At 48.6% G+C, this 20,687-nt stretch carries 19 protein-coding genes and 1 other RNA gene; 12 read left to right on the top strand and 8 right to left on the bottom strand.

Translation table 11 applies throughout. The features are described from left to right. Positions 1-23 precede the first annotated feature (23 nt). The 5 genes from ACFVU8_RS19655 to ACFVU8_RS19635 all read left to right on the top strand — a co-directional run bounded on the left by ACFVU8_RS19655 (position 24) and on the right by ACFVU8_RS19635 (position 6,601). Positions 24-1,106 carry a tetraprenyl-beta-curcumene synthase family protein gene (locus ACFVU8_RS19655; RefSeq protein WP_175374348.1) on the top strand — a complete coding sequence of 361 codons (1,083 nt, stop codon included), beginning with the start codon at positions 24-26 and terminating at the stop codon, positions 1,104-1,106. Positions 1,107-1,173: 67 nt separating this feature from the next. Continuing rightward, the gene (pfkA, locus tag ACFVU8_RS19650; RefSeq protein WP_066371858.1) at positions 1,174-2,145 is read left to right on the top strand and encodes a 6-phosphofructokinase; all 972 of its coding nucleotides are present in this window, start codon (positions 1,174-1,176) and stop codon (positions 2,143-2,145) included. 338 nt (positions 2,146-2,483) lie between these two features. Continuing rightward, positions 2,484-5,015: a CoA-disulfide reductase gene (locus ACFVU8_RS19645; RefSeq protein WP_387429525.1), complete on the top strand. Its 2,532-nt coding sequence runs from the start codon at positions 2,484-2,486 to the stop codon at positions 5,013-5,015. Positions 5,016-5,030: 15 nt separating this feature from the next. Then, positions 5,031-5,291 (top strand): metal-sensitive transcriptional regulator, encoded by a 261-nt coding sequence (locus ACFVU8_RS19640; RefSeq protein ID WP_066371850.1) that lies wholly within the window; start codon positions 5,031-5,033, stop codon positions 5,289-5,291. A gap of 1,091 nt (positions 5,292-6,382) precedes the next feature. Beyond that, complete coding sequence (locus ACFVU8_RS19635; RefSeq protein WP_387429523.1) at positions 6,383-6,601, top strand: hypothetical protein; 219 nt, start codon at positions 6,383-6,385, stop codon at positions 6,599-6,601. A gap of 80 nt (positions 6,602-6,681) precedes the next feature. On the opposite strand, the gene ACFVU8_RS19630 is transcribed toward ACFVU8_RS19635, so the two are convergent. The 4 genes from ACFVU8_RS19630 to ACFVU8_RS19615 form a co-directional block, all read right to left on the bottom strand. Next, on the bottom strand, positions 6,682-8,049 hold the full coding sequence (locus tag ACFVU8_RS19630; RefSeq protein ID WP_387429521.1) for an MATE family efflux transporter: 1,368 nt from the start codon (positions 8,047-8,049) through the stop codon (positions 6,682-6,684). Positions 8,050-8,241: 192 nt separating this feature from the next. After that, entirely contained in the window at positions 8,242-9,477 is a 1,236-nt protein-coding gene (locus ACFVU8_RS19625) for a putative glycoside hydrolase (RefSeq protein ID WP_379468725.1), read from the bottom strand. Between the two features lie 236 nt (positions 9,478-9,713). Next, positions 9,714-9,902: a hypothetical protein gene (locus ACFVU8_RS19620; protein ID WP_175374354.1), complete on the bottom strand. Its 189-nt coding sequence runs from the start codon at positions 9,900-9,902 to the stop codon at positions 9,714-9,716. Positions 9,903-10,077: 175 nt separating this feature from the next. Further along, on the bottom strand, positions 10,078-10,899 hold the full coding sequence (locus ACFVU8_RS19615) for a YitT family protein (RefSeq protein WP_379468727.1): 822 nt from the start codon (positions 10,897-10,899) through the stop codon (positions 10,078-10,080). Positions 10,900-11,217: 318 nt separating this feature from the next. Here ACFVU8_RS19615 and cshA point away from each other — a divergent pair, with 318 nt between their 5' ends. Further along, complete coding sequence (gene cshA / locus ACFVU8_RS19610) at positions 11,218-12,876, top strand: degradosome RNA helicase CshA (protein WP_387430115.1); 1,659 nt, start codon at positions 11,218-11,220, stop codon at positions 12,874-12,876. Positions 12,877-13,060: 184 nt separating this feature from the next. Here cshA and ACFVU8_RS19605 read toward each other — a convergent pair whose 3' ends face one another. After that, positions 13,061-13,156, bottom strand: a complete 96-nt coding sequence (locus tag ACFVU8_RS19605) for a hypothetical protein (RefSeq protein ID WP_042186834.1) — start codon at positions 13,154-13,156, stop codon at positions 13,061-13,063. 178 nt (positions 13,157-13,334) lie between these two features. On the opposite strand from ACFVU8_RS19605, the gene ACFVU8_RS19600 reads away from it, so the two are divergent. From ACFVU8_RS19600 to ACFVU8_RS19590, 3 genes are all read left to right on the top strand, one after another. After that, complete coding sequence (locus ACFVU8_RS19600; RefSeq protein WP_379468729.1) at positions 13,335-14,153, top strand: YesL family protein; 819 nt, start codon at positions 13,335-13,337, stop codon at positions 14,151-14,153. A gap of 104 nt (positions 14,154-14,257) precedes the next feature. Continuing rightward, positions 14,258-14,450: non-coding RNA, 6S RNA (gene ssrS, locus ACFVU8_RS19595), on the top strand. A 157-nt stretch (positions 14,451-14,607) separates the two neighbouring features. Then, positions 14,608-14,997: a DUF1499 domain-containing protein gene (locus tag ACFVU8_RS19590; protein WP_066371822.1), complete on the top strand. Its 390-nt coding sequence runs from the start codon at positions 14,608-14,610 to the stop codon at positions 14,995-14,997. A 150-nt stretch (positions 14,998-15,147) separates the two neighbouring features. Here ACFVU8_RS19590 and tpx read toward each other — a convergent pair whose 3' ends face one another. Next, positions 15,148-15,666, bottom strand: a complete 519-nt coding sequence (tpx, locus tag ACFVU8_RS19585) for a thiol peroxidase (RefSeq protein WP_387429519.1) — start codon at positions 15,664-15,666, stop codon at positions 15,148-15,150. 113 nt (positions 15,667-15,779) lie between these two features. Here tpx and ACFVU8_RS19580 point away from each other — a divergent pair, with 113 nt between their 5' ends. Further along, positions 15,780-16,412 carry a rhomboid family intramembrane serine protease gene (locus ACFVU8_RS19580; protein ID WP_387429517.1) on the top strand — a complete coding sequence of 211 codons (633 nt, stop codon included), beginning with the start codon at positions 15,780-15,782 and terminating at the stop codon, positions 16,410-16,412. A gap of 5 nt (positions 16,413-16,417) precedes the next feature. Further along, entirely contained in the window at positions 16,418-17,329 is a 912-nt protein-coding gene (gene gltC / locus ACFVU8_RS19575; protein WP_175374360.1) for a glutamate biosynthesis transcriptional regulator GltC, read from the top strand. Positions 17,330-17,502: 173 nt separating this feature from the next. Here the strand turns inward: gltC and ACFVU8_RS19570 are convergent, their stop codons facing one another. Next, the gene (locus tag ACFVU8_RS19570; protein ID WP_379468735.1) at positions 17,503-18,174 is read right to left on the bottom strand and encodes a zinc metallopeptidase; all 672 of its coding nucleotides are present in this window, start codon (positions 18,172-18,174) and stop codon (positions 17,503-17,505) included. 36 nt (positions 18,175-18,210) lie between these two features. Further along, on the bottom strand, positions 18,211-18,642 hold the full coding sequence (locus ACFVU8_RS19565) for a MerR family transcriptional regulator (RefSeq protein WP_066371807.1): 432 nt from the start codon (positions 18,640-18,642) through the stop codon (positions 18,211-18,213). A gap of 622 nt (positions 18,643-19,264) precedes the next feature. Here ACFVU8_RS19565 and ACFVU8_RS19560 point away from each other — a divergent pair. Further along, positions 19,265-20,656 (top strand): ammonium transporter, encoded by a 1,392-nt coding sequence (locus ACFVU8_RS19560; protein WP_379468739.1) that lies wholly within the window; start codon positions 19,265-19,267, stop codon positions 20,654-20,656. Positions 20,657-20,687: the final 31 nt, after the last annotated feature.

Genomic DNA, 20,687 nt, shown 5'->3' with positions numbered 1-20,687 from the left:
ACAACAATGTGGAGGCACTGTCATTGAATGAATTTGAGCAAGGCCGTTACCTAAGCCCGAAAGGTCCTATAGGACTTATGAAGAGGGTCTACAAGTACGTGCTGCCGGAAGTTAGGTCATGCCTGGGCTTCTGGCGTCAAGATGCGGAAGGGATTCCCGATCCCGAGCTCCGGAAGCAAGCGCTGGCCAGCATTGAGACTAAACAGTTTCACTGCGAGGGCGGCGGTATTTATGCGGCCGGTAATTTATCGATGAGACATATACTTATTCCGCTTATTGTTGCTTATCAAACGATCAGCGATTATCTGGACAACTTATGTGACCGTAGTACCTCACTGGATCCTGCCGATTTCAGGCTGCTGCATCAGTCGATGCTGGATGCTATCAATCCTCAAGCGGAGCTTGTTAATTATTATGCGCTTCGCACCGAACAGAATGATGGCGGTTATCTGCACAGACTGGTCCGCAAATGCCAGGAGATGATTTCCCTGCTGCCGGGTTATGCGGCTGCAGCGGATGAGATCGCCGACTTGGCTAAATTGTATACAGACCTGCAGGTGTACAAGCACATCCGCCCGGAACTCAGGGAAGCTGCCCTGAAGGAATGGTGGGAGGAGCATGGAAGCCGCGCACCTCATTTGTATTGGAATGAGTTTGCGGCGGCTACAGGATCTACCCTGGGTGTATTTATGCTTTTTCTGGCCTCATGTGATCCCAAGCTGAGCAAGGCACAGTCGGCGTCCATTCGTGCGGCGTATTTCCCGCATGTGTGCGGTCTGCACATTATGCTGGACTACCTCATCGATCAGGATGAAGACAGGGCCGGCGGTGATCTCAATTTCTGCAATTATTATGACGACACTGATACCATGTTGAATCGGATCGCTTCCATCGTGGAGTGGGCCCGCAAGGATGTCCGGAATCTTCCCGAGACCTCGATGCATCGCATGGTCATCGAAGGTTTGCTGGCATTGTATTTATCCGATCCGAAAGTTAGCGAACAGCGGGAAGTTCGCTCAGTATCGAAACGGCTGATGAAGGGAAGCCCGCTAACGAGGCTCTTCTTCTTCGTGAACAGCCGCTGGATACGCAAGCACATGTATTAGGAATGCTTGTGGAGCAGTTTCTCGCAAGAGAGACGGCCTTCGCACAATTTTAAGGAGGAACATCAGAATGGCAACAGTTAAAAAGATCGCAGTCTTGACCAGCGGCGGGGATTCGCAAGGGATGAATGCCGCAGTTCGCGCAGTAGTGCGCAGCGCACTTTATTTCGGTATTGAAGTATTTGGGATTCAACGCGGATACCAAGGGCTTTTGAACCGGGATATCTTCCCGATGGATCTGCGCAGCGTCGGCGATATCATCCAGCGCGGGGGTACCATCCTGCAGTCGGCCAGATGTCTGGAGTTCGTGAAGCCTGAAGGCCAGCAAAAGGGTGCGGACATCCTTAATGAGATGGGGATTGACGGCCTGGTGGTTATTGGCGGCGACGGTTCTTATCAAGGTGCCAACAAACTGAGCAAGCTTGGGATCAAGACGATGGCCCTGCCGGGAACGATCGACAATGATATTTCTTACACAGACTACACCATTGGTTTTGACACTGCAGTAGGTGTAGTTGTGGATGCGATCAATAAGCTCCGCGATACAATGTCCTCTCACGAACGTTCTTCTGTCGTTGAAGTTATGGGTCGTCACTGCGGCGATATCGCGTTGCATGCGGGTCTTGCTTCCGGCGCGGAGACCATTCTTGTCCCTGAAATGCCTTATGATCTGAATGAAGTTGCCGATCGTATGCGCGATAACTTTGTCAACGGTAAGAGACACAGTATTGTGATCGTAGCTGAAGGCGTAGGCAAGGGCGAAGATGTTGCTCAGGCACTGAAGGACCGTCACTCCTCTTTGGATGCTCGTGTTACTGTGCTCGGACATATTCAACGTGGCGGTACACCGACACCAGCGGACCGCAATCTGGCAAGCCGCCTGGGTGATTTCGCTGTGCGCAAACTGCTGGATGGCGAATCCGGTAAAGCTTGCGGTATCATCAAAGGTGAGCTTGTTCTGACTGACATTGACACCGTGGTCAATAGCAAGAAGGACTTCAACGTTGAGTTGTATGAATTGGCTTCCCGTCTTTCTCAATAAGAACGGCAATGATTATGTACTGAAATTATGAAGTTATGAGCCCTGCGGTGATCGCAGGGCTTTTTATGTTGGGAAATCTGCTGATTTCCAGAGCGGACGTTTGAAGTTGTTAGATTCGGCGATGTTTGGTGAGGCCCTTAAGGATGTTAGATTGGGTGATTTCTGGTGAGAACACTTAAGGATGTTGGATTCGGCGATCTTTGGTGAGGCCCCTTAAGGATGTTGGATTCAGCGATTCTGGTGAGGACTCTTGAAGAGGACTGGATATTTTACGTTTGACAATATACCCCCACCCGTATATTATATACCCCATAGGGTATATACGAGGAGGATGAGAGATGAATAGAAGAATTGTAATCATTGGGGGCGTGGCCGGAGGGGCTTCCGCTGCAGCGAGGCTTCGGCGTTTGAATGAGCAAGACGAGATTGTGATGTTCGAGCGGGGCGAGCATGTTTCTTTTGCTAACTGCGGATTGCCTTACTATATTGGGGGCAGCATTAATTCCCGTGAAAAATTGTTCCTACAGACCCCTAAGGGGATTAAAGACCGTTTCAACATTGATGTACGCGTGCTGACCGAGGTGACGTCAATAGACCGCGAACAGAGGCTTATTCATTTCCGCAATACACTCACGGGTGAAGAAGGGACACAGGCTTACGATCTCGTTGTGCTATCACCGGGTGCAAGGCCTATAATGCCAGAGATTCCGGGAATCGAAAATGCCGCTAACTTGTTCACGCTAAGAAATGTTCAGGATACGGATAGGATTAAAGGCTTTGTAGATGAGCGTCACCCTATACATGCGACGGTTATCGGCGGAGGGTTCATTGGGCTGGAAATGGCCGAGAATCTGCGCGAACGCGGTGTTGAGGTTACACTTCTTGATCGGGGGGAACAACTGCTGAATCCGCTAGATCCTGAAATGGCGATCCTTGTGGAGCAACATATGAGCCTTAATGGGGTGGATATCCGGCTGAAGGAAGGTGTGAAGGAATTCAAGTCTGCAGGTCGTGAATTGCATCTGACCTCTGGAGATTTGCTGCACACGGACATGGTTATTATGGCAATCGGGGTAAGTCCAGAGAACGATCTTGCTCAATCCTGTGGGCTTGAGCTTGGATTCCGTGGGGCGGTCAAGGTGAATGCCCAGCTTCAAACCAGCGACCCTGCCATTTACGCAGTGGGCGATGCCATCGAGGTCAAAGACTGGAATCATGGATTCGCTACGATGGTGTCACTCGCCTGGGGAGCGAATCGCCAAGGAAGACTGGTAGCTGATCATATCAACGGTAAGCCCATAGCGTATGAGGGTGCGCTTGGTACGGCAATCATCAAGACCTTTGCGCTGACAGCGGCTTCGACGGGCAACAACGAGAAAACGCTGCGCCGGCTTAACGTTCCGTACAAGGCGGTTCATCTGCACCCGAACTCCCACGCAGGGTACTATCCTGGAAGCTCGCCAATCTCTATGAAATTGTTGTTCAATCCAGAGACGGGGGGAATTTATGGCGCACAGGCCGTCGGAGCGGAGGGAGTGGATAAAAGAATCGACGTTATCGCCACAGCCATCCGCGGCAAACTGGATGTGCAGGAACTAGCCGACATAGAACTGGCTTATGCGCCACCATACTCATCGGCCAAGGACCCTGTCAATATGGCGGGTTATATCGCCTCCAACCTGATGGATGGCCTCGTAGATACGCTGCAGTGGCATGAGGTGGATGCTTTTCACCGGAATGGCGGGCTGATCATTGATGTCAGAGATGCAGCTGAACTGCTGGCAGGGGCTATTTCAGGGTCCATTCATATTCCACTTGGTCAGCTACGCGGCCGGTTGGCTGAGATTCCGCGCGAGCAGGAGATCGCGGTCTCTTGTCAGGTTGGACTGCGTGGATATATCGCGGCACGCTTGTTAAGCCAACATGGTTATCGCGTTCGTAACGTAGATGGCGGCTACAAGACCTATGCTTCAATGCTGCGAGCCGGGCGGCTGACCCAATCCCCAGAAGTAGGTAGTAGCCCGACTGGCGGTGGTCCGACTAAAGCAAAGAGCAAACAGCCAGGACCCGAGAACCCCTCTGAGGTTCCAGTAACCCATAATCCAATAGGGACGAATGCGCAGTTGACCTTGCTGGATACTTGCGGATTGCAATGCCCGGGGCCTATACTCAAGGTATACGAAACGGTACAATCACTGGAAGAAGGCGGCCAGCTGGAGGTTACCTCAACAGACTTTGGTTTTGCAGCAGATATTGAGCAGTGGTGCCACAAAACAGGCAATACACTGGAAGCGCTGGATGTGTCTCAGGGGAAGGTAACAGCTGTGCTGCGCAAAGGCCGGGATACTTCTCGGAATCAAGATGGACGGTTAATGATCCCTGAATCAGGTTCTGGGAACAAGAATGGTTCTACCATGGTTGTGTTCAGCGGTGATTTGGACAAAGCTATCGCCTCCTTCATTATTGCAACCGGAGCTGTGGCTATGGGCAAGCAAGTGACGATGTTCTTTACCTTCTGGGGCTTAAACATTTTACGAAAAATACAGGCGCCTGCGGTAGAGAAGAGCGGCATGGAGCGGATGTTCGGAATCATGATGCCACAGGGCAGCAAATCCCTGCCGCTGTCCAAGATGAATATGGGCGGGCTGGGGCCGAAGATGATCCGCCATGCGATGGAACAGAAGAATGTAGACTCCTTGGAGCAACTGATGCAGGGAGCTATGAACGCAGGAGTGCGGATGATTGCCTGTACGATGAGTATGGATATTATGGGGATTAAGAAGGAAGAGCTGCTGGACGGTGTGGATTTTGGAGGTGTAGCCAGTTATCTCGGCGCTGCCGACGATGCAGGCGTTAACTTGTTTATTTAAAGGATGTGTGAAGCAATGGAGTATGATAACGCGATTAAAAACAGACTGAAGCGGATCGAGGGCCAGGTTCGCGGTGTATTGGGGATGCTGGAGGAAGGCAAGGACTGCCGTGAAATTGTTACCCAACTGACGGCCATCCGTACAGCGGTCGACCGTACTGTAGGAACCGTGATCGGTTCCAATCTGCAGCATTGTATTCAAGAAGAACTAGAGCAGGGCCATTCGCCGGATAAGGTGATTAAGGAAGCGGTAGAGCTGCTTGTTAAGAGTAGATAAGGGACCAAGGCGAGCGTTAAGGAGCCTAGTGTTTAGAGACTAAGCAATTTAGAAGCTAAGGAGCAGGTAGCGAAGGGTTGGAAGGTTAGAACTAAGCAGCCATAGCGAATTAGTAGGGGCTAGATGTTAAGCGGCTATGTAGCCAGGCAGTTAAGTGTTAGAAGCTAAGTAGCTAGGTGGCTAGGTAGTTAAGTGTTAGAAGCTAAGCAGTTAGGCAGCCAGGTAGTTAAGTGTTAGAAGCTAAGCAGCTAGGTGGCTAGGTAGTTAAGTGTAAGAACTAAGCAGTCAGGTAGCCAGGTAGCCAGGTAGCCAGGTAGTTAAGTGTTAGAAGCTAAGGAGCCAGGAAGCAAAGGAGTTAAGGGTTAGAAGCTTAGCGATTAAGTGGCAAAGAAGCAAAGAGTTTAAACGGAAGGGACAGCAGTCATGCTGTTCCTTTTTTTAACGTATAAGAAATTATTTGTTGTGGGATGAGCGAAGCTCGCCCTTTTTTTATTGGTTTAGGAAACCACACCATGTAAAAAATGTGGATCAATCAGATGGGAAAGACAAGCCGATGTCCGTAAGAGCCAAAAGGAGGGTGGCGTCTGATATAGGTAGTGGGATCTAAGGGTTAGAGTTAGCGTTGTGTGGCTGATACTAAGTCATACTCCAAAGTATGTACCCTATCTTGAAGGTGCTGACAGAAGATGATTGTAGTTTGTGGCCCAATAGCTGCCGATAGGTGGCAGAATGCAGATAGCTGGCTGGAGCACGTGTGCATCGAAATAAGGGCAATTCTGTACCTTAATTTCCTGCGGAATCATATTATTTTGCAAATAAGAGCAATATTGTATGTTAATTTCATAGGTGCAGCCTCTTTTCGGGCAAAAGTGTAGATTTAACATACATTTCTGCCCTTATTTCCCGTTTGGTGTGTTTACATCTAAAATTAAGATACAGTTTTGCCCTTATTATTTTTGGGTACCCTGTGAGATGAGTTTGTCTACTATACCCAAGGTGGAGGCAAGGGTGCCGAAGTTGAGCGTTTGGGGGTATGGGGATGAATTGGACTACAGTTATCAACAACCTCTCCTCCCCGAGTTAACTATCTTTTGCAAAAAGGGAAAGCTCCTCAGCCTTTCGAACTTGCACTCGAACTAGCACTCGAACTTGCATTCAAGCTTGCACTCGAATTTGCATTCGAACTTGCATTCGGACTTGCACTCGAACTTGCATTCAAGCTTGCATTCAAACTTGCATTCGAACTTGATTTCTATTTTGCTTTTAAACCAAGCTTATTCCTGTACGTAGCAAGCAATCAGGTTATATAAGTTACTATCATCATACGTAAAAAAGCAGCGAGCACGCTATCAACGTGTTTCGCTGCTTTGTACATTCATTTCTAGCAGGCTTACGCTTCGCCTGCGTTCACCTTGGCAGCAAAACGGCGCTGCACAATAACGAGTCTTGACATCAGCAGTATCGCTCCGATTGCCAAACCGGTGATCAGTCCGATCCAGTAGCCATATGCACCCAAATCGGTATAGGTCGCCAGCACATAGCCTACTGGTAGGCCAATGACCCAGTAAGCGATAAAACAGATGATAAAGGCGGGGTTCACATCTTTATAGCCACGCAGCACGCCTTGGGTTGGTGTGGCGATTGCATCCGAGATCTGGAAGAAGATCGCATAGATCAGGAAATGCTGGATCAACGAGATAACCGCGGGCTCATCAGAGTAGAGTCCAGCGACATGATTGCCAGCGAATAGCAGCACCAGTGCCGTTACGAATGAAAGTATCGCCGCTGCGCCGATGCCGATAATGCCGTACTGACGAGCGTCCTTGAGCCGCCCGGAGCCAGTCTCGAAGCCAACAAGAATTGTAAGGCTCATGCAGATACTGAGCGGGATCATATACAGGGTCGAAGCGAAATTGATCGCTGCCTGATGGGCGGCGATGGTCATCGTATCGAATCGGCTCATCAGCAGTGTCACTGCTGAGAAGACCGCCGTCTCGAAGAAAATCGAGAAGCCAATAGGAACACCAATTTTAAGCAATTCCTTGAAGGTAGACAGCGACATGAAATGGAACTTGCGGAACAGTCTAAGGCCGACAAACGGCTCAGCCCGGTAGATAAAGACCAGCGCAACAAGGAATATTACCCAGTATGTGATCGCAGATGCAACACCGGCCCCGACACCGCCCATTTGCGGAAAGCCGAATTTTCCGAAGATCAGAAGATAGTTAAGGCCTACATTAACCGGCAGAGCAATCAGTGTGATGAACATGGATACTCGTGTCTGACCGAGCGCATCAATGCAGCTCCGCAGGACGGTGTAACCGAAGAGAGGAATCACGCCAAAAGAAATAGCTCCCAGGAAGCGGGCCGCGATATCTCTAACTGCAGGCTCCAGATTCATGAAGTTCAGAATCGGTGACAGCGATAAGAAGCCGATAAGCAGGACAAGCAGAGATACAATTAGGGATAGCCAAATGCCCTGTGTAACTTTATAGGCGACTTCGTTGTCTCTTTTGCTGCCGACAAGATGTGAAACGATGGGGGTGATCCCCATCAGAATACCGTTCAATCCGGTCTGGATCGGAATCCAGAGGCTTGTGCCGATAGCAACGCCTGCCAGGTCGGCTGTACCGAACTTGCCGGACATGTTTGTGTCAAAGAAGGTAATGGCGGACAACGCAATCTGGGTGACCAGAATCGGAAACAGAATGTGCAGGAATTGTCCCATTTTTTGCTTGATAGAATTACTTTGGATCATTGTTATTTGCCTCGGGTTCTATAATTTTTTCGGTTAATTTTGCCAAACTGCCCGGCAAAAGACCCGGCGGATGCCGGGTCCCTTAATAAGAATATACTATCAGATTGAGTCAATTTCATAAATCCATTTCGGATTGAAATCCGCATTATAAAATTGATTCAGATTCCGTATAAAAAAATAATGGCCGTAAGCTTATTTTCCGTAATTTACATCAGCGGTGTAGCGGTTGTTGGCATTCCAGAGCAGGAATTCATCAACATTCTGATCTTTTAAGGCACGTACCTGATCCTCTACCTGCTGCTTGCCGTACTTCACATAGTGGCCGCTTCCAAGCCAGCTGGCTGTGAAATCCTGAATCCACGGCCGGATCACAGGCTTGTAGCTTCCCAGCGGGTCCAGCTTCTTGTGTGTGTCCACCATAGAACCCTTGATCGTTGCATAAGGGTCTTTGTCCGGGTCCTTAACACTGAACCAGCCGGTCGTATAATGGCTTGGGTAGACCATCGGACTGATAACATCGACATTCTTGGAGATCTTCACAAAGTCCTGACCGATGCCTTCCGCAGCAGGGACGGAAGCGGCATAGCCGAAGATATCAACAGAGACGCGAACACCAAGCGGGTTAAGCTCTGCCTTGGCATATTTTACGAAATCCGCAATGATATCAATACGCGCTTTATCGCTCTTGGTGTATTTCAGCGTGTCGGCACGCTTCTCAAAGCCTTCGGGGAAACGGACATAGTCGAACTGGATTTCCTTGAAACCTAGCTTAACTGCTTCCTTTGCAATATCCACGTTGTATTTCCACACGTTTTCATTGTAAGGGTTAACGAAGCTGTCGCCGCCCTTGTTCTTCCAGATAGTGCCGTCCGGATTCACAAAAGACAGTTCCGGGTGTTTCTTGGCGAGCACGGTATCCTTGAATACAACGATCCGCGCAATCGGATAGACCTGGTGCTGCTTCAGCCGCTCCATGAGTTTGTTGATATCTCCGATGAATGGCTTAGGCTCGCCCATTTGCTGAAGCTCCGGGTTGTCCGTCTTGTAAGTGATATACCCGGCATCATCCTTGATATCAATAACCATGGAATTAAGCTCCGTGGAATCAATCAGGTTAAGCAACTGCTCCATACGGGCGCCGCCCGCACTGTAAGCAGTAACATATATGCCTTTCACCTTAGGCGCATCCGGTTGAGGATCAGCAAGGGGGGCGCTATTCTGGCCACCGGTCTGTGGTGCTGGTGTAGCCGACGCGGCAACGCTGTCTCCGCCTGTGGTATTCTGGCTCGGATTGGTGCTGTTTTGTGCAATGATGGCAGGATTCTTAGCTGCGGCCTGCAAAGCGGCTGTCACATTGGCTGAATGCTGGTCCTGCTGAATGCCTACGCTTCCCAGTGTCATCATCAATAGAGCCCAGGTGATGTTCATTCTTCATTCTCTCCCTTTATGTACGTTCCTTAGAATTATACAGGAACAACTGCTCCCAAAAAGAACAGACTTGTCATAAACTTGCTGACAATGTGTTCCTAGTGCAGTGACCCTTTTCTGTTTATAAACGGGATGCACTAATTTTAAACGGAAGATTAAAAAGTAAATGCCGCCCGGGTTCAGCACATGGCCAAATCCAGAGCGGCAACAATCAAGAAAATGTTCTTGCGGCTTGCTTAGTGAAGATACGCAGAGTTCTGATGCTCACAGATGCTGTAATGGATGATGTCCATGGCATCTGCCGGTTCCAAAATACTTAGTCCGTCGCGCAGCACGATCACCGAATTCAGTTCGTCCTGCTTGAGAAACGGCATCATATCGGGATACCATCTCATGACGATTGCTGACAATTTTACCGTTTCCATTTCCACAACAATCACCCTTCCTTTTTCGAATGGTACTGAACTTGAATTCAGGGTTCACCCAGAAAAACGAGATGCTTGGAAGTAAGAAGGTAAAGCACAATCTTCATGAAATTATAAAGGGTCCTGCGTGACTATAATATACCACAGATTTAAAGCATGTGCATTGTTTCTCAATTTACCTCTTGCGGAATGAACCCATGACGCCTACAGTCTCCACGATATTAACAAAAGCTTGCGGGTCCGTTGTTTTGATGATGCGTTTCAGCTCTGCAAGTTCATACCGTGTAGTTACTGTCATTAGCATGTCCTTTTCCACGTGAGAATAAGCGCCCTCGGTGCGAATCTTAGTAACTCCGCGCTGCAGAACGAGCAGCTGCTTGAGTAGCTCTTCCGTACGATTGGTTACAATATATACGGTTACCTTGATATGGCTGATGTGAATCATGTCGACCACCTTGCCGGTAACATAGATCGAAACCATGGATGCCAAAGCGAGGTTCCAATTGTTGTCAAAATAAGCTGCGGCCAGAATGACCAGACCGTTCATTCCCGCGATAATAGTGCCTACCGGAAAATCACGGTAGCGGGTAATGATGGAGCCCAGAATATCGAAGCCGCCGGACGAGCCGCCAGCACGGAAGGAAATCCCGCTCCCGATGCCCACCATCACGCCGCCAAATACAGAAGCAAGCAGCATATCCGAGGGTACCACTCTTACTGGAATCAGTGTCATCATCCATGTGGTGGAGGCGACAGAGAGGATGCTGAGAACGATGAATCGTCGTCCGAGCTGAAACCATCCTGCCACAAGCAGCGGAATGTTGAACAAAAGATACAGCAGACTGATGTTCAATGGGGTGAAATACCCCACGAGCATCGACAGACCTGACACGCCGCCGCTTAGCAAACGGTGCGGTATCAAAAAAAGATTGAAGCCGCTGGCGATCAATGCAGATCCAAATATGACTGTTGCATAACTCCCAATACGTTTTAACAAGCAAATTCACCTCTGGTGTGTATTGTAAACCATGAAAGAAAGGAATACACTGGTATTCCCCTTTATGTTTGTGATATAATGTATAGGATATTCTTGAGTAGGACGTTACAATGGTACTTTTGCATTGCTTCGGATGTGAAGCTACAATTGCTCAGGTGATTTTGAAGCGCCTGATGATAGGACGGCTTTTCGTCCCAGGTACGCGTTAACCATGCAGAGATTCTGGCATGATTGGACAGCCTATAAATGTGTTTACCGCTACTTAAGAATACAGACAAGCATGTGGAATGTCCACTGTATAGAAGGAGCATGAATAATTTGAAAACATTCGCAGAATTCGGCCTGGAGCCAAAAGTTCTCCAGGCAATCACAGAGCTAGGATTTGAGGAAGCAACACCTATTCAAGCACAGTCGATTCCCCTGGCATTGACCGGATCGGACCTAATTGGTCAAGCACAAACAGGTACTGGTAAGACTGCTGCATTTGGTATTCCCCTCATTTCCAAAATCAACCGTGAAGATGAGAAGATTCTCGCACTTGTAATGACCCCGACGCGGGAACTGGCTATCCAGGTAGCTGAGGAAATCGGCAAACTGACCCGCTTCAAAGGACTTCGTTCCCTGGCGATCTATGGCGGACAAGATATCGGCCGTCAAATCCGTGGGCTGAAGAAGAAACCTCAGATCATTATCGGTACCCCAGGACGTCTCCTGGACCACATTAACCGCAAAACCATCCGTCTGGACGATGTACAGACTGTTGTCCTTGACGAAGCAGATGAAATGCTGGACATGGGCTTCATGGAGGACATCCAGTCCATCCTCAAGCTTGTTCCGGAAGAGCGTCAAACTATGCTGTTCTCTGCTACTATGCCCCCGAACATCCAACGTCTTGCTCAGCAATTCCTGAAGAATCCGCAGCACGTGTCGGTTATTCCTAAGCAAATCAGCGCACCGCTGATCGACCAGGCCTACATCGAAGTTCCTGAACGTCAAAAGTTCGAAGCGCTAAGCCGCTTGATCGATATGGAGTCTCCTGACCTTGCTATCGTATTCGGACGCACGAAGCGCCGGGTTGATGAATTGGCTGAAGCCCTCCAGAAGCGCGGATATTCCGCTGATGGACTTCACGGTGACCTTTCCCAGAATCAACGTGATGCCGTTATGCGTAAATTCCGTGACGGAAGCATTGATGTACTGGTAGCTACAGACGTGGCAGCACGTGGTCTCGATGTATCCGGCGTAACCCATGTAATCAACTTTGACCTTCCACAAGATCCTGAGAGCTATGTACACCGTATCGGCCGTACTGGTCGCGCAGGTAAGGAAGGTACAGCATGGTCTTTCGTGACTCCACGCGAAATGGATCACCTGCACCTGATTGAGCGTGTTACTCGTCACCGTATTACCCGCAAGCCATTGCCAACTATGGCTGAGGCAATTGAAGGTAAGCAACGCATTACTGCAGAGCGTCTACTTCATATGGTGGAGAATGGCGAGCTGAATGAATATAAAGGCATTGCTATTCAATTGTTGGAGCAATACGATTCCGTACAATTGTTGTCTGCAGCAATGAAGCTTCTGACTGGAGAGAAGAAGGATTCCGAAATCGAATTGACTCCGGAAGATCCGATCCGCGTAAAACGTCGCGGTGGCAAGAACGATATTCGCAGCGGACGCAAGCCTAACGGTGGCTACGGCAACCGTGGCGGTTACGGTGGTGGTTCCGGCGGCGGTGGATACCGTGGCAACCGTGACAACAACGGCGGCGGAAGCAGCCGTGGTGGCTACAGCAGCAACTACGGTAGTGGCAATGGCGGCTACGGCGGCGGCTACAAAGGCAACCGCGACAACGCAGCAGGCCGTGATTCCTCGGCATCCCGCAGCGGTGAGCGCAGACCTTCTACTCGTCCAAGCAGCAGCACTACCAGCACACGTCCAGCTGTAAAACGTGAGGATTCTTCCTTCGACGCTTAAGCTGACCAGGTCACCAGCAACCGCTGATGACTGAATATATGAAGAAGACGGGACACCGCTACGCGGGTCCCGTCTTTTTTGTATAAGCAAGAGTTTTGTGGTAATGGATTGTTTATCGTTGTTAAGAGAACGGCTATTTGTCCGCTAGACGAAATAGACGCTCCAAGGAATCAACTGGCACAGGTTAGATGAATGTGCGAGTGATGATGACGAGCAGAATGAACAAAACCAGAATTGTGCCGGTGGAAGTCCAGCCGCCGTAGCCAACAGGTGAGGACATAGGAATACCTCCTTTGAAATGTTGATTAAATTGGTTACGTCTCTAATATATGGACTTATTACCTTGAAGGTATAGACCATAACCTATCAATCAAAAACTTGGGCGCTGGAAAAGAACGGGGCAAATAGGGTATAGTTAAGATACGCAGTATGCGCGAGACAGACAGGAGGAAGGGAAATTGGAGTTTAAAGGAGCAATGGGTGGTTTATACCGCATCACAGAATGGATTTCACGGATTGCGTTCAGTAATATTTTATGGGCGTTCTGTTCAATTCCGTTTCTGTTTGCAGCTGTTATGAAAATTATTATGTTGGGTACTGGCACAGGCGGTCCCAATGAACAGCTGACCTTGAATTGGGCAATGGGCATTTTCGCACCGTTTACTGTGTTTCCGGCTACGGCCGCATTATTCACGGTTGTGCGCAAATGGGTAATGGGAAATACGGATGTCAGCACTTTCCGTACGTTCTTCCAGGGTTATAAAGAGAATTATGTAAAAAGCATGCTCGGCGGCCTGATCTATACGCTGCTGATCGTCATTATGTACGTTGATGTGACCGTATACATGACGCAAATGTCCAACTTCAAAATTGTGGGCATTTTGATGCTGGTGCTGATGATTATTTTGTTTGTGTCCATGTTTAATTTCTTCTCAATCGTAGTTCACTACCAAATGACCTTCAAACAAGTTGTCATCAACTCGTTTTTGCTGACCGTCGCTCGTCCGATTCGTGTGTTCATGACCTTGATCGGAGCGGGGTTACTGGCTTATATAGGTCTGAAGTATCCTGCATTGTACTTTATTGCTATTCCTACGCTAATAGCCATGCTTGCTTTCTTTAACTTCTATGCAACCTATAACAAGCTGCAAATGCAAGTTGAGCAGAGTAAGCTGAAGGAGCAAGAAGCGGAAGAAGCCCGTAAGCTTGAAGAAGAGGGCGAATCCGGGGCAGATAAGCTTGATGACGAAGACGATAGAGATACCAAACGGATCTAAGTCAATATCGCTTGACGCTGCGGAAAACTGGCGAAATTTCTAAACCATTATAATTTAAAGCGCATACAGGTTTACATTTTCGTCAAAACGCAATATAATAGTTCTAAATCCTGCGATGTACGTTATGGCTGCTCGTTGTTTTGAACCAATGACAATGTCTCGGGAGATCAAAATTGAAACGTGGCTGAAAGGCCCCGCCTATATGGCCTGGGGAATTCAAAAGCGAGTTCTGCGATCACCCACCTGCTCTAGCAGGTTCAGAAGACACTGTGGCCGGACGGCATAGGCGGGTTTTCCAATGGTTATGACAGGCGCCCTATTTTCCGTATTTTGCGGATAGGGCGCCTTCTTGTCTTGTGCGAACATTCAGAAAGTGAGTATTGCTCTTTTGTTCCTGAGGCAAGAGTGTTACACTTATACTAATGAACATGGGACTTGAAGAGGGGGAAGTATTTTGTCGTTGAAAAGAACCTTGGTCGGCTTGTTCCGCAGCCATGATGGAACAAGCGACCGCGCAAAAGATCCGGCATTGAAGACGCGTTACTACAATTTGCAGAAGGACAAGGCTTGGGAAGAAGTATCCGCAACACTAAAAAAAATTCCGGGTTATAAAGTGCTGCATGAGGTGGAGTCCGTCGGAGAAATTATTTTAGAGAAAAAAACAGCTTTAGGCCGTACGCTTGATATCACCGTCTCGGTACTCAATACGACGCCGGTGCGCTGTGCAGTTGATATATATTCCGCTTCCAGAGGTTCTCTGGGTGACCTCGGCGGCAATTACCGCGTAATTCAGCGCCTTTATGGATCGCTGGACAAGAAGCTTGGCAAATATAAAGTGGATTGAGAACAGCGGCATAGCCGAATAACAATTCCATTTGGGGATTGTATGCGTTTTCGAGAGATACTCGCATAAGAAAAGCGGAAGAAGGGAGGCCTTCTGCCGCTTTTTTCACAAATAATAAAGTGCATACGTGCGTTTGTCCTGCGCTAAGCTTTACAGAAGCTCTTTAACAGCGGCGATAGCAGCTTCATAGTTTGGATGCTCGCCCATTTCGCTCAGGTATTCTACATAAGTTAACTTATCGTTCTTGTCGATCACGAAGATGGAACGCATGTCCAAACGGAGTTCCTTAATGAGAACGCCATAAGCTTCACCAAATGAAGCAGTCTTGTGATCGGAAAGCGTGATTACACGATCAATACCAGCAGCGCCGCACCAGCGGGCTTGGGCAAATGGAAGATCTACGCTGACAGTGAGAATGACGACATCATCGCCAAGTTCAGCGGCTTCCGTATTGAACCGGCGAGTCTGTGCATCGCACACACCAGTGTCCAGAGAAGGGACAACGCTGATTAGCTTGATTTTGCCAGCATAATCACTGAGGGATACCTCTTCTAGAAGATTCTTGCTGAGTACAAAGTCCGGTGCTTGATCGCCGGCTTTCAGTGCGGGTCCGATAAGTGTGATGGGGCTGCCCTTTAAAGTGGCCACGCCTGTTCTTTCTTGCGTCATATCCTTGTTTCCTCCTCGAATGGGCATATTGGAATGTTACTGCCACAATAAATTATAATCTTTTTAAAGGGAGAATGTCCAACAGGATAACTTGTATAAAAGGATGGATGATTATGATTTTCATACGGTATGAGAATTGGCGAAGCTATATCCGGTATTATCCGGTGACTACGCTTTTGCTTCTGGCGAATGTGGTCATGTTCGTAGTTTTAACAGCTAATGGGGGATCAACGAATCTAGATACCCTGGTGCATTACGGAGCAATCGTGGATAATGGACCTTACAGGGAAGAGTGGTGGCGTTACGGAGCTGCGATTTTCCTGCACAACGGTTTTTCTCATTTATTCTTTAACAGTTTTGCATTGCTGGTGTTTGCTCCTCCACTGGAACGGCTACTTGGCTGGTGGCGGTATGCGCTGCTTTATTTAGGCGGAGGTGTATTGGCCAATGTAATGTCGATCGTACTGAGCAGTTCCAATGACAATGTGTGGCGAGTCTCCGTGGGGGCCTCAGGCGCAATCTACGCTGTATATGGGGCATTTCTCTACATTGCCCTTATGCAGCGAACAATGATGGATGAAGGATCGCGTAAGACGCTCTATGGGCTTCTGCTGACGGGTCTTATTATGACGTTTGCGGTTCCTAAGATAGATTGGGTCGCGCATATCGGCGGTTTGGTCGCCGGCTTTTTCCTCTATGGACTGATTATTCGCGTATTTAAAAGAAGCCGAAGACAGGAGAGATGACAAGCGTGGAGCTTAGACAGCTGCAATATTTTCTCAAGGTTGCTCAAAAGGAGCACGTCACCCGCGCGGCGGAAGAGCTACATGTGGCTCAATCTGCGGTCAGCCGCCAGATTCATCAGCTGGAGCAGGAATTGGGTGTGGACTTGTTCATGCAGAAAGGGCGCAACCTGCAGCTAACGCCGGTGGGCCAGTTATTCTGCAAGAGGGTAGAGGTCGTACTCAAGGAGCTGGAGCGTTCGGTGGCGGAGGTGCACGAGTTTTTGGATCCGGAGCGGGGCGAGATTCGTATAGGATTTCCACATAGCCTGGGCACGCATCTTATCCCGAGTATTGTAGCGGAGTTCCGCAAGCATTATCCCCATGTCAAGTTTCGTTTTAAGCAGGGGACGTACCCGTCGCTAATCAAGGATGTGCTGATGGGTGAAGTGGATCTGGCCTTTATCTCGCCTTTCCCGGAGAGCAATGACCATCTGGCAGGAGATATCGTAATGACGGAGGAGTTGTTCGCGATTCTTCCGCAAAATCATCCGCTTGCCGGGGAATCGGTCATTCGGCTGGATCAGCTGAAGGATGACAAGTTCGTTCTGTTCAGTCAGGGGTACTCTCTACGGCCAATTGTCTGGCAGGCATGCCTTCAGGCAGGGTTCAAGCCGCAGATAGCCTTTGAGGGTGGTGAGACGGACACTATACGCGGTCTTGTCGCGGCTGGAATGGGTGTGAGTCTGCTTCCGGAGATGGCGCTCTTCCAGACGAATCCGCTTCAGCCGGCACAGGTGAAGGTGGTTGAACCCGTTGTTACTAGAACAGTCGGCCTGATTCACCGGACTGACGGCAAGCTGCCGCTTGTGGCTCGCTCCTTCCGTACCTTCTTGCTATCCTATTTTAGGCTGAAGCATTCGGGAGCGCCAGTAGGCTGATTTTGTATCTTGAGTAGTATAGAAGAATTAAAGAAACCTCTCTTTAGAAAATGGTTGATGACGCACCATTTCAACAAGAGAGGTTTTTGTGTGTTGATAAACATATTTAAGGGGTGCCCCCTACCGCGAATGCGATATTTGGGACACCCCTTAAAAGGATGGCAGATCAGATATTAGTCACGATTGCCGAGGAAGACGGTGATCAAGCGGAACAATTCAAGCAGGGAGACCAGTGCTGCTGCCACATAAGTTAAAGCTGCGGCATTTAGAACCTTAGCAACACCATGTTCCTCATCGTTACGGATATAGCCTTGCTCAACCATGACTTGACGGGCGCGGTTGCTGGCGTTGAATTCGACCGGCAAGGTGATCAACTGAAAAGCTACGGAAGCCGAGAAGAAAATGATGCCAAGTCCAATCAGATTGAAAGAGCTGAAGAGGAAACCGGCGATCAGCATGAAAGGAGCGATGCCGGAAGCAAAGTTAACTACCGGGAAAATCCGGTGACGCAAGGCCAGCATCGGATAGTGCACTTTATGCTGGATCGCATGGCCAACCTCGTGGCAAGCCACCGATACGGCGGAGATTGAGCTTTCATAGTATACAGGTTCCGACAGACGCACAACGCGGTTGATCGGATCATAATGGTCGGATAGAGCGCCGCGTACAGGTTCGATAGGAACATCGCTGAGTCCATTGGAATCCAGCATATGGCGCGCGGCATCGTATCCTGTCATTCCGTTGGAGGTAGCCACCTTAGACCATTTGTTGAATGTGCCTTTGACCCTGAACTGGGCCCATAACGAGAATAGAAAAGCAACAATTACTAATAAGTACATCATCATATGTCATTCCTCCAGAGTGTTGTGTGAACAAGCTACTTACATCGGCGGTCCGTGGGTCAGAAGAAGTCGTATTGCTTCAATACAGGCCACGCCCTGCGGGAGAAGTGCGGACAAAGCTCTGTTCGCCTGCCCGGGCTTCAATCCACTGATCATCGGTTCAAGGGCTTTGACTTCGCGTTCTAGCTGCTGCATGTGAAGCTCTAGCTCAACAAGCTTATCGGATACATCCGCTTCTGGAGCGGCCGTTTTCCATTTGCTCATCATGATCTTGATCTCTTCCAATGTATACTTGTCATGCTTCAATTGATTAATACGTTCCAAAGCGGCCAAGGTTTCATGATTGTATAAACGATAATTCTTCATGCTCCGCGACTCCGGAGAAATAAGCCCTAACTTGGTGTAATAATCAATCGTACGTTCACTGATGCCGGCAAATTTGGCCAACTCTCCAATTCGATACAGGGTCATATCCCCAATGTTAACTCACCTCGCTGCTGGGAATCAGACAACCGTGTTGTGGCAGTCATTCCTTATATTTGGCAATCTCAAACCTGTCTCTACAATGATAACAAACTGTAAACCGTACAGTCAAACGTGATGCTTACCTAAAGTATATGCGTGCCGTGAGACGAAAATACCTGACATGAATATAGCGGTGAGCTGTTCAGTTCTTCTTATGTCAGCTTTGAAGGAAGAGAAGGGATGCATCGCTTACTTCTATAGAAATGTATAGAAACAGTGTTAATGTAACATGATATGTTAGGTGATGAACGTCATAGGGGTGGATATATAAACACGAACAATGCAGATTTATTGATTGTAATATTCATTAAAAACACTTGAATTGTTGATCAGACACAGCAATTTACTGGATGCGGTTACATTAAAGACGAATGTATGTTTTGCGTTATTCTAAAACATTATTGGTTGCGTGATCTCCATATCTTAAGTTAGTGCATTAAAAGCCGGTTCTAAAATAAATAATGAAAAGTTTAAAAATACCCTTGTCAATTTACCTTACTCCTGCTTATAATGACATTAAGAGTTTCACAACTTGTTAGAAAATATAACATTAGGGGAGTGGGGAACAATGAGAAAGAAATGGCTGGTTTTGGTGTTAGCTATGATAACACTGATGATTTATCCGGTAAGCGCGTTTGCAGCGGATGGTCCGACTAGTCCGCAATTGCAAATCGGGCTCGACACAGCATTTACCTTCTTAGCCTTTATTCTGGTTTTCTTTATGCAAGCCGGTTTTGCACTGCTGGAGGCTGGTTCGGTAAGAATGAAGAACGCGGGTCACGTTGCTGGTAAAACGGTATTGACGCTGGCGATCGCAAGCCTTTGCTTCTGGGCTGTCGGCTTCGGACTCGGTTTCGGAAATGGTAACGGGTTCTTCGGTACAACGGGCTTCCTTTATGGAGGAGACAGCACAGCAGCTTCCTTTGATTCCCTGGCTGGCTCTGATGTAACTTTGAATATTAAATTCCTGTTCCAAATGGCCTTTGCAGCGGTATCGCTGGCTATCGTATCTGGTGGTATGGCTGAACGTGCTAAACTTAGCGTATATATTATCTTCGGTATTATTTTCTCGGTAGTCATTTATCCGGTAGTTGCCCACTGGGTATGGGGCGGTGGCTGGTTGTCCTCCCTGGGAATGCAAGATTATGCAGGTTCCACTGTAGTCCATCTGACGGGCGCAACTGCGGCATTAGTGGCTACAATATTGCTGAAGCCGCGACTTGGCAAATTCAATAAAGAAGGCAAACCGGTCATCATCCCGGGCCATAACCAAGTTTTTACTGTCCTGGGCGTTATCATTCTCTGGTTCGGCTGGTTCGGCTTTAACCCTGGTAGTGCTCTGTCACCAATGGGTGGTTTCTTCGGACACGTAGCAGTGACTACAAACATTGCAGCGGCAGCAGGCGGTCTTGCAGCGCTGATTGCTTCCTGGCTGTATTTCGGTAAATCGGATATTCCAGCGATGCTGAACGGTGTGTTGGCAGCATTGGTAGCTATTACAGGAGCATGTGCTTTCGTTGAGCCTTGGGCTGCAATTCTGATCGGTTTTGTAGCGGGAGCATTTACTTTCATGACAGCACAATGGCTGGAGCGTGCAGGTTTGGATGATCCGATCTATGCTTTCTCTGTTCACGGCCTCGCCGGAGTGTGGGGGGCGGTATCCACTGGTTTGTTCGCAACACCTGAATTGGCTGAGACGGTGGGTGTTGGTCAAGCGGGCTTGTTCTACGGCGGTGGCTTCCATCAGCTGGGTGTTCAAATCCTTGGCGTAGTTGGAACATTCGTCTTCGTAGCTGTGCTGTCCTTCATCATCTTGTATGTTATGAAATTGGTGAATGGCATCCGCGTAACGGAAGAGGAAGAGTTGATGGGACTGGATATCAGTGAGCATGGTACCTATGGCTACCCTGAGCAAATGAAGTTGATTACAGATTCGGAATCCAATTCTGCCAAGCATTAATATAACTTCACTTATAAGGGAGGCGAACCGA

Source organism: Paenibacillus sp. NPDC058177 (genome assembly GCF_042883835.1).
In the GTDB taxonomy this organism is placed as follows: Bacteria; Bacillota; Bacilli; order Paenibacillales; family Paenibacillaceae; genus Paenibacillus_AQ; species Paenibacillus_AQ agri.
The sequence above is the reverse complement of the archived record's forward strand: the minus strand, read 5'-3'. Positions and strand labels throughout refer to the sequence as shown.